At 35.4% G+C, this 7609-nt stretch carries 6 protein-coding genes; 5 read left to right on the forward strand and 1 reads right to left on the reverse strand.

Going from position 1 to position 7609, the window contains the following annotated elements:
* Position 1: 1 nt before the first annotated feature.
* A complete protein-coding gene (locus B9N66_RS08555) occupies positions 2 to 2497 on the reverse strand; it encodes an HD domain-containing protein (RefSeq protein ID WP_087580671.1) in 2496 nt (831 codons plus the stop codon).
* Between the two features lie 110 nt (positions 2498 to 2607).
* Here B9N66_RS08555 and mqnE point away from each other — a divergent pair, with 110 nt between their 5' ends.
* Genes mqnE through B9N66_RS08580 form a run of 5 tightly spaced genes read left to right on the forward strand, consistent with a single transcriptional unit; the run spans position 2608 to position 7358 of the window.
* Positions 2608 to 3672, forward strand: a complete 1065-nt coding sequence (mqnE, locus tag B9N66_RS08560; RefSeq protein WP_087580672.1) for an aminofutalosine synthase MqnE — start codon at positions 2608 to 2610, stop codon at positions 3670 to 3672.
* An 11-nt stretch (positions 3673 to 3683) separates the two neighbouring features.
* Positions 3684 to 4976 carry an NCS2 family permease gene (locus B9N66_RS08565; protein ID WP_087580673.1) on the forward strand — a complete coding sequence of 431 codons (1293 nt, stop codon included), beginning with the start codon at positions 3684 to 3686 and terminating at the stop codon, positions 4974 to 4976.
* A 12-nt stretch (positions 4977 to 4988) separates the two neighbouring features.
* A complete protein-coding gene (locus B9N66_RS08570) occupies positions 4989 to 5429 on the forward strand; it encodes a phosphoribosyltransferase (RefSeq protein ID WP_087580674.1) in 441 nt (146 codons plus the stop codon).
* A 9-nt stretch (positions 5430 to 5438) separates the two neighbouring features.
* Entirely contained in the window at positions 5439 to 6656 is a 1218-nt protein-coding gene (locus B9N66_RS08575) for a glycosyltransferase family 39 protein (protein WP_087580675.1), read from the forward strand.
* On the forward strand, positions 6657 to 7358 hold the full coding sequence (locus B9N66_RS08580) for a pilus assembly FimT family protein (RefSeq protein ID WP_087580676.1): 702 nt from the start codon (positions 6657 to 6659) through the stop codon (positions 7356 to 7358).
* Positions 7359 to 7609 lie beyond the last annotated feature (251 nt).

The following is a 7609-nucleotide window of genomic DNA, read 5'->3' on the forward strand; positions in this document are numbered from 1 at the left end:
TTTACTCGCTTATTAATAAATTTAATATCTCTTCGCCTTTACTCTCAAGTCGCTCGTTTTTCTCGATCAAAAAGAGATTTCTTGTTCTATTTTTGACCGTTTGGATTCTCGCACTAGTGACTTGAAAATGAAGCCTATCAAAAACACTCATCACATAAGCCATTAGTCCGCGCTGATCTTTTGCGTTGATGCTAAGTTTGGCGTAATCTTTTGAGTGATTTAGCTCGAAGTTTATCTCATCTTTGTTAATGTTTGGTTTCAAAGGCTCTTTTAAAACCTCGCTATTTAAGGATTTTAGAGCTAAATTTTTAGTAGTTTCAAGCTCCTCTTTTTTAACATTTTGGTTAAAATCAAGCCTGATATAAAATTTCTTCTCAAATAGCTCAAAAATTTCCATGTATGCTAGGTCAAATTTAGCAAATTCATAGAGCAGAGCACTTAAATTTAGGCTCTTTTTTGTATAAATCTGAATGCTTAAATTTTTAGAGTTATTTATAAAAATTTCTGTCGTATCTAAGCTATCTGCAACCTTGCTTAAATTTATGATCTCACTCGCACTATATTTTATAAAGACAAGATTTGATGTGATTTTAAAAATTTTCTCTTGCAAGCTTAGTTCAAGTGCTAAAAACTCGCTATTTCGTTTTATAGACTGCTCTTTTTTTACACGCCTTGTCGCTTCATCAAGTAAATTTTCATCGCTAAATGCACTAAGAGAAATTTCATAAAGCTCTCTTAAAAGCTTTGCTGTGTAGGCGTTATAGAGCCTCTCGTTTGTCGCATTTATCACGCAGTAGCTAAGGATGTAAAGCAGTTTTAAAACCTGCTTGTCGCCAAGCTTTGAGATAAAAGCAAAAATAACGCGTTGGGAATAAATGTCCTCTCTGTTTGAGACGTTGCTCATTAGCGTGTGGTATTTTATCAAGATGACGCCGATATTTACGGCCTTTTGGCTTAAATTTAGCTTGTTTGCGTATGCTCTAAAGATATTAGCGCCGATATTTGCGTGATCTTTGCCAAGCCCCTTGCCAACGTCGTGCATTAAAGTCACGATCTTTAGCATTGTTTTGCCCTCCAAGCAAAGCTCGGTATAGAGATTTTTTATGAATTTATCTTTTATATTTTCAAGAAATTTTACACTTAAAATGCTATGCTCATCGACAGTAAATTCGTGATAGCCGTCGTACTGAGCTAGCTGGCTGATGTGTTCCATTGGTTTTATTAAAATTTGTATCATTTGCGCATCAAGCAATGACTTTAAAATAGCGTAGGAATTTTTTCTTAAAAATATCTTCTTAAACTCACTTATAGCACGCTCTAAGCCACTTTTTGTGATGATGGCTCGCTTGATGTAAAAGATCGCACTTATATCAAATTTATAATCAACATCTTTTAGTTCTAAAAGCTCGGTTATTAGATTTTCAATGAGAGCTGGCTTTTTATGAAGCGGCACGTAAATAACGCCATTTATCTCGTAAAAGCCATTTTTTAGTCTTGCAAATTTTCTCTGATCAAAATTTAGCTCGCTTTTAAAAAATGGCCTGCAAAGAGAAGCGACGATAAACCTCGAATAAATAGCAACATTATTCATCGAGCTTAGCATTTTTTGGCTGATAACGCTTTCGTTATCTTGAAGCTTTTTAGACTTTGTCTGCATGAAATTTGTCGTGATCTCAACGCTTGAAGCGCTAAAAGTATCAGAATTTTGCGTTAAATTCAAGGTAGTTAGTAGGCTTAGTAAAAAGTCCACATTTAGGTTAAAGCTAGCGATCTCTTTTTCATTCATCACTTTTAGGGCTTGTGACCTAACTGAAATGTCGCTATCTAGGCAGTTTAGTATGCAGTTTAGGTGATAAATTTCATCTATCCCGCCAAAGCCACTTTTTAAATTTGGCTCTTGGGCTAAGTAGCTGATGCTAGAAAACGGCAAAAATGCCTTTAAATGGTAGTTTAAAAAGGCTTTTTTATCAAATTCTTTTAATTTTACGATCTCACTTTTTACTAAGCGGTAGAGACTTTTTGAACCACAGATATATCGGACTTGTGATGTTTCGCTTTTAAATTTGAGATCGTCTTTGTAATTTGTAAAAATTTCATCTATTTCAACGCTTTTTATATAAAAATTTATTCCAGAGCTACTTAAAATTTCGCTAAATTCTTTTAGAAAATTTTTTGTGTTGTAGCCTTTTAAATTTTTATAAACTAGTAAAATTTCTAGCTCACTATTTGCACTAAGTAGGGTTTGGGCGTATTTTCCAGTAGCTAAAACGCTAAAGGCAAAGCTATCATTTTGTGGTACAAAATCATCAAAAAAATCTCGCATAGTTTCATTTAAATAAGATTTTATAAAATCATCATATTCTTTGGCTAAGAAATTTGCAAAATTTCTACCCTGATTTTTTTGAAAATGTTTTGGCAAATTTGCCTTAAAATCAAGAAATTTCTCTTTGATTTTTAAATAATTGTCGCTATATTTGGTACTTTTATCAGCCAGCATTTAATGTTTCCATTGTTAAAAATATCTTGGCAAATGTTACATAATTTTTGCAAAAACAAAGCTTTATTTGCCTATAATAAAGCCTTAAGTTCAGCTTTAGGACGATAAAGATAATGAATCTATTACAAAAACTAGAAAGTGGCGAGAGATTAAGCAAACAAGAGGCTTTTTCGCTTTATGATCTTGATCTTTTTACGTTAGCTAAATTTGCCGACAAAAAGCGCAGAAAGCTGCACGGCAATAAGGTCTTTTTTAACGTAAATCGCCATATCAATCCAACAAATATCTGCGCTGATATCTGTAAATTTTGTGCGTTTTCAGCCCATAGAAAAAATCCAAATCCATACTTAATGAGTCACGAAGAAATTTTAAAGATCATTGATGAAAGCGTAAGCCACGGCGTAAAGGAGATACACATCGTATCAGCTCACAACGCAAAAAGTGGCTGGCAGTGGTACTTAGAAATTTTTAAAAAGATAAAAGCAGCTCATCCAGAGCTCCATGTAAAAGCGATGACGGCAGCTGAGATCGACTTTTTATCAAGACATTATGGCTTAAGCTATGAAGAAGTGATAGAGAAGATGCTCGAATACGGCGTCGATAGCATGCCAGGCGGCGGGGCTGAAATTTTTGATGAAGAGGTCAGGGCTAAAATTTGCAAAGGCAAAGTAAGTAGCGAAAACTGGCTAAAGATCCATAAAATGTGGCACGATCACGGCAAACAAAGCAACGCAACGATGCTTTTTGGTCACATAGAAAGCCGCGATAACAGGATCGATCACATGCTAAGGATTAGGGACTTGCAAGATGAAACTGGCGGATTTAACGCGTTTATCCCACTAGTTTATCAAAGAGAAAATAACTACCTAAAAGATATTAAATTTCTAGGATCAGCTGAAATTTTAAAGACTCTGGCGATCTCACGTCTTGTGCTAGATAATGTTCCACATATCAAAGCTTACTGGGCTACTTCGACACTAAATCTAGCCATGATAGCTCAGGAATTTGGAGCTGATGATCTTGATGGCACGATAGAAAAAGAGAGCATCCAAAGTGCAGCTGGCGCAAATAGCGCAAACGGCGTTACACTAAAGACATTTTGCGATCTCATAAAAACATCTGGTTTTACGCCAGTTGAGCGTGATAGTTTATATAACGAACTTAAAATTTACTAAAGGAGCTTGGGGTGAAATTTTTTGACTTAGCACAAAACAAAACGAGTGTGAAGCAGGAATTTGGAGCTGGACTTACGACGTTTTTGGCGATGATGTATATCGTGCCGGTAAATGCGATCATTATGAGCAAAACTGGTATGCCTTATGATGCACTAATTACGGCAACTGCGCTAATTACCATCTTTTCTACGGTATTAAATGGTCTTTGGGCGAACACGCCAGTTGCGATGAGCGTTGGCATGGGGCTTAATGCTTATTTTACATTTGGTCTTTGCATCGGTATGAAAGTGCCTTGGCAAACGGCTCTTGGCGTTGTTTTTCTAAGTGGCGTGATATTTGTTGTCTTGTCTTTTACAAATTTTAGAATGTGGATAATAAGATCCATCCCACTTGATCTAAGAAGAGCGATAAGCGCTGGCATAGGCACCTTTATCAGCTTTGTTGCATTTCAGCAAATGGGCTTTATCGTAAATAGCGACGCAGTTTTGGTTGGCATAGGAAATTTCAGAGATCCAAACGTGCTTCTTGGCGTTCTGGGGTTATTTTTGGTTATTTGCTTTTGGGCGTGGAAGATAAAGGGCGCGTTTATCCTAGCCGTGCTTGCTACTTCAGTGATTGCTTGGGTGCTTGGTATCGCTCCTCATCCAACAGAAATTTTCTCAACTCCAGCTTCTATCTCACCGATATTTTTAGAGCTTGATATAAAAGGTGCGCTTAGCCTAGCCTTGCTGCCAGTTGTTATCACATTTTTTGTGACCGATCTTTTTGACTCGATAGGCACACTAGCTGGTGTAGGCACAAGGGCAGGGATATTTGATGAAAACAAAAAAGATGGCGTCGTAAAACTTGAAAAAACTCTTGAAGCTGACGCTATTGCTACGGTAGCTGGCTCACTTGTAGGCGTAAGTACGACCACATCGTTTGTAGAGAGTGCTAGCGGTGTAGAAGAGGGCGGTAGAACTGGTCTAACGGCTGTATTTTGCGGACTTTTATTTATACTTACACTATTTATGTTGCCACTTTTTAAAGCGATCCCTGGTAACGCCATTTATCCGATCCTTGTAATGGTTGGCGTGCTTATGTTTGCCGAGCTTGCTAGCATAAATTTCAAAGATCCAGCCATCGCCGTTGCGACATTTTTCATAGTTGTGCTCATCCCGCTTACTTACTCGATCACAAACGGCCTTGCATTTGGTTTTATGTCATACGTAATAGTTAAGCTCATAAAGAGAGAATTTAGCGATATAAATTTAGGCGTAGTCGTGCTAGCGCTCATTAGTTTTATCGTATTTTTAGTGCATTGATAAGGAAGAAAGATGATATTTTATAGCTATGATGAATTTGCTGTTGATACTAAAAAGATGGCAAAACAGATAAAAGACGAGTTTGATCCAGAGGTGATACTAGCTGTGGCAAGAGGCGGCCTAACGCTTGGCCACTCGCTAGCTGTTGCGCTTGAAAATAGAAATTTATTTACCCTAAATTCTATCCATTATGAAGATACAAACAAGCTTGATACGATTAACATCTTTAACGTACCAGATCTTAGCAAATACACTAAAATTTTGCTCGTCGATGACATTATCGATAGTGGCGAGAGCATGGTCGAGATAAAAAGAGAGCTGCTTAAGCGTTATCCAAATTTAGATATCAAAATAGCGACCGTCTTTTACAAAGAGAAGGCTCTACTTTTGCCAGAATTTAAGGTAAAAGAGGCTCACGATTGGATCGAGTTTTTTTGGGATATACATATTTAAGGAAAATTTTTGCTAGATAAATTTAGAGAATTTGTTGGACATCACGTCGCTTTTAGCGTATTTTTAATATGTTTGATCGATTGTATATTTTTACTTTATACGGCAAATTCTCTTAGCATAAGTTACAGTGAAGCTGAAATTTTTTTTAATAAACAAAATTTTCTTAGCCATGTTTTAAACTTAAGTGTTCAAATTTTTGGTCAAACAGATCTTGCTCTAAGATCTGTGATGATTGCATTTCATATTCTAAGCGTTATTTTAATGTATAAGATAAGCAAATTTTACATTAAATTAGAGTTTGACAGACTTATTGCGGTATTGCTTTTTATCTTACTTCCTGGCACGCTAGCTTCAGCTCTTATCGTCAATAATGCTGGGCTTTGCGTTATGCTGGCGCTCCTATGTATATACTTTTTCCATATTAAAAATAAAATTTTATTTGTAACATTTTTTTGTCTTGCTTTTTTTATAGATGGCGATTTTTTGATATTTTACGCAGGATTTTTTATATTTTCACTTTATAAAAGAAGGCCTCCGCTTGCTTGGCTAAGTGCTATTTTATTTTTGCTAACACTTTACTTTTTTGGCTTTGATACAAATGGTAGGCCAAGTGGGCACTTTATCGATACTTTTGGTATCTTTGCCGCTGTTTTTTCGCCGTTTATTTTTATCTTTTTTGTCTATACGATTTATAGAATTTGGGTTAAGGAAAAGAAGGATCTTTTATGGTTTATTGCGATTTGCTCGTTTTGCTTTTGTATGATAGTCTCTGTGCGCCAAAGACTGGAGCTTGAGCAGTTTTTGCCATTTTGCGTGATCGCAACGCCACTTATGGTAAGAGTATTTTTTAATTCATATCGTGTAAGATTGCCAAAATTTAGAAAAGGCTATAAAATTTGCACGACCTTAGTGATGCTTTTTTTAGCCTTAAATTGGTCGATGATTGTATTTAATCAAATTTTTTACCTATTTTTAGATAACCCAACAAAGCATTTTGTCTATAAATTTGATGTTGTAAAAGAGCTTGCTGCTAAATTAAAAGAAGCGGAAATTAAGGATTTATACACTGATAATAAAAAGCTTGCATTAAGACTTAAATTTTATGGTATAGACATAAGAGATGAGTCTAAAAATTTATTAGTAAGCGCCGATCTAGATGGAAAATCAAAATTTTGCATAGAAAAAATGGGAAAAGTAATCGCAAATTTTGATGCAAGAGGCAGGTAGATGCATAAAAACAAGGGTTTTACTGTTATAGAGCTTATATTTGTAATCATTGCCGTTGGCATACTTGCAGCAATGATCATACCAAGGCTAGAAATAAACGGAGCCAGAGAGGCAGCTACACAGATGCTAACGCATATAAGGTACGCCCAGCACCTTGCCATGCAAGATGATAAATTTGTTCATTCAGAAAATGAAAAATTTTGGTTTAAAATGAGATGGGGGATAGCTATTAATGACACTAGTTTGCAAGAGTGCTCTGTAGATGAGCCTGGGGTTAAATCTTGGAAATATAGTATTTTCTATGATAAAAGAGGTAGCGGTAATAAATTTAGTGGTAACTTAAATTCCAAAGAAGAGGTTGCTATCGATACACAAAAATCAAACAAATTCTTAAGTGCGGGCTGGAGAGGCATTCCTCAGTCCTATTGCAATAAAATTAATACAGATTTAAATATCGAGAAAAAATATGGCATAAAATCAGTTAAATTTGTCGGTAGTTGCGGAAAAGGCAAAATGCAAACCATTGATTTTGACGAATTAGGTAGGCCCATGAGAGTGGTAAGTGTTACTGGCAATAAAGGAGCAAAAAGGCCTTATTCAAGACTATTGAAAGGCAATTGCAAGATAGTTTTAACAGATAAAAATAACAATGTAGCCTCTATAAATATAGAAAAAAGAAGTGGATACGCATATATAAACTAAACCCTATAAACCTAATAATAAAAATACACAATTTAAAATTTTAAAGCGCCTAATAAATTTTTCTAAAATTACCTAATTATTTCAACTATATTTAAGTATTGCTCATATATAATTCCAGCTCACGAAATAAGAAACCACCTTTAACTTCATTGGTTAATAAAGCCTTTTCTTTTTATCGTTGTTCTTTTAACTTACAATTGTTAAACTATTAGTCAATCTTTGAAATCTAAACAAGTGATCGATTGAGCCAG

The sequence above is a fragment of the Campylobacter concisus genome (assembly GCF_002165775.1).
In the GTDB taxonomy this organism is placed as follows: domain Bacteria; phylum Campylobacterota; class Campylobacteria; order Campylobacterales; family Campylobacteraceae; genus Campylobacter_A; species Campylobacter_A concisus_E.

Bases quoted from the DNA above. Each gene is read 5' to 3' on its own strand.
- B9N66_RS08555 (WP_087580671.1), bottom strand. From the start codon at position 2,497: ATGCTGGCTGATAAAAGTACCAAATATAGCGACAATTATTTAAAAATC.
- B9N66_RS08580 (WP_087580676.1), top strand. From the start codon at position 6,657: ATGCATAAAAACAAGGGTTTTACTGTTATAGAGCTTATATTTGTAATC.
- B9N66_RS08570 (WP_087580674.1), top strand. From the start codon at position 4,989: ATGATATTTTATAGCTATGATGAATTTGCTGTTGATACTAAAAAGATG.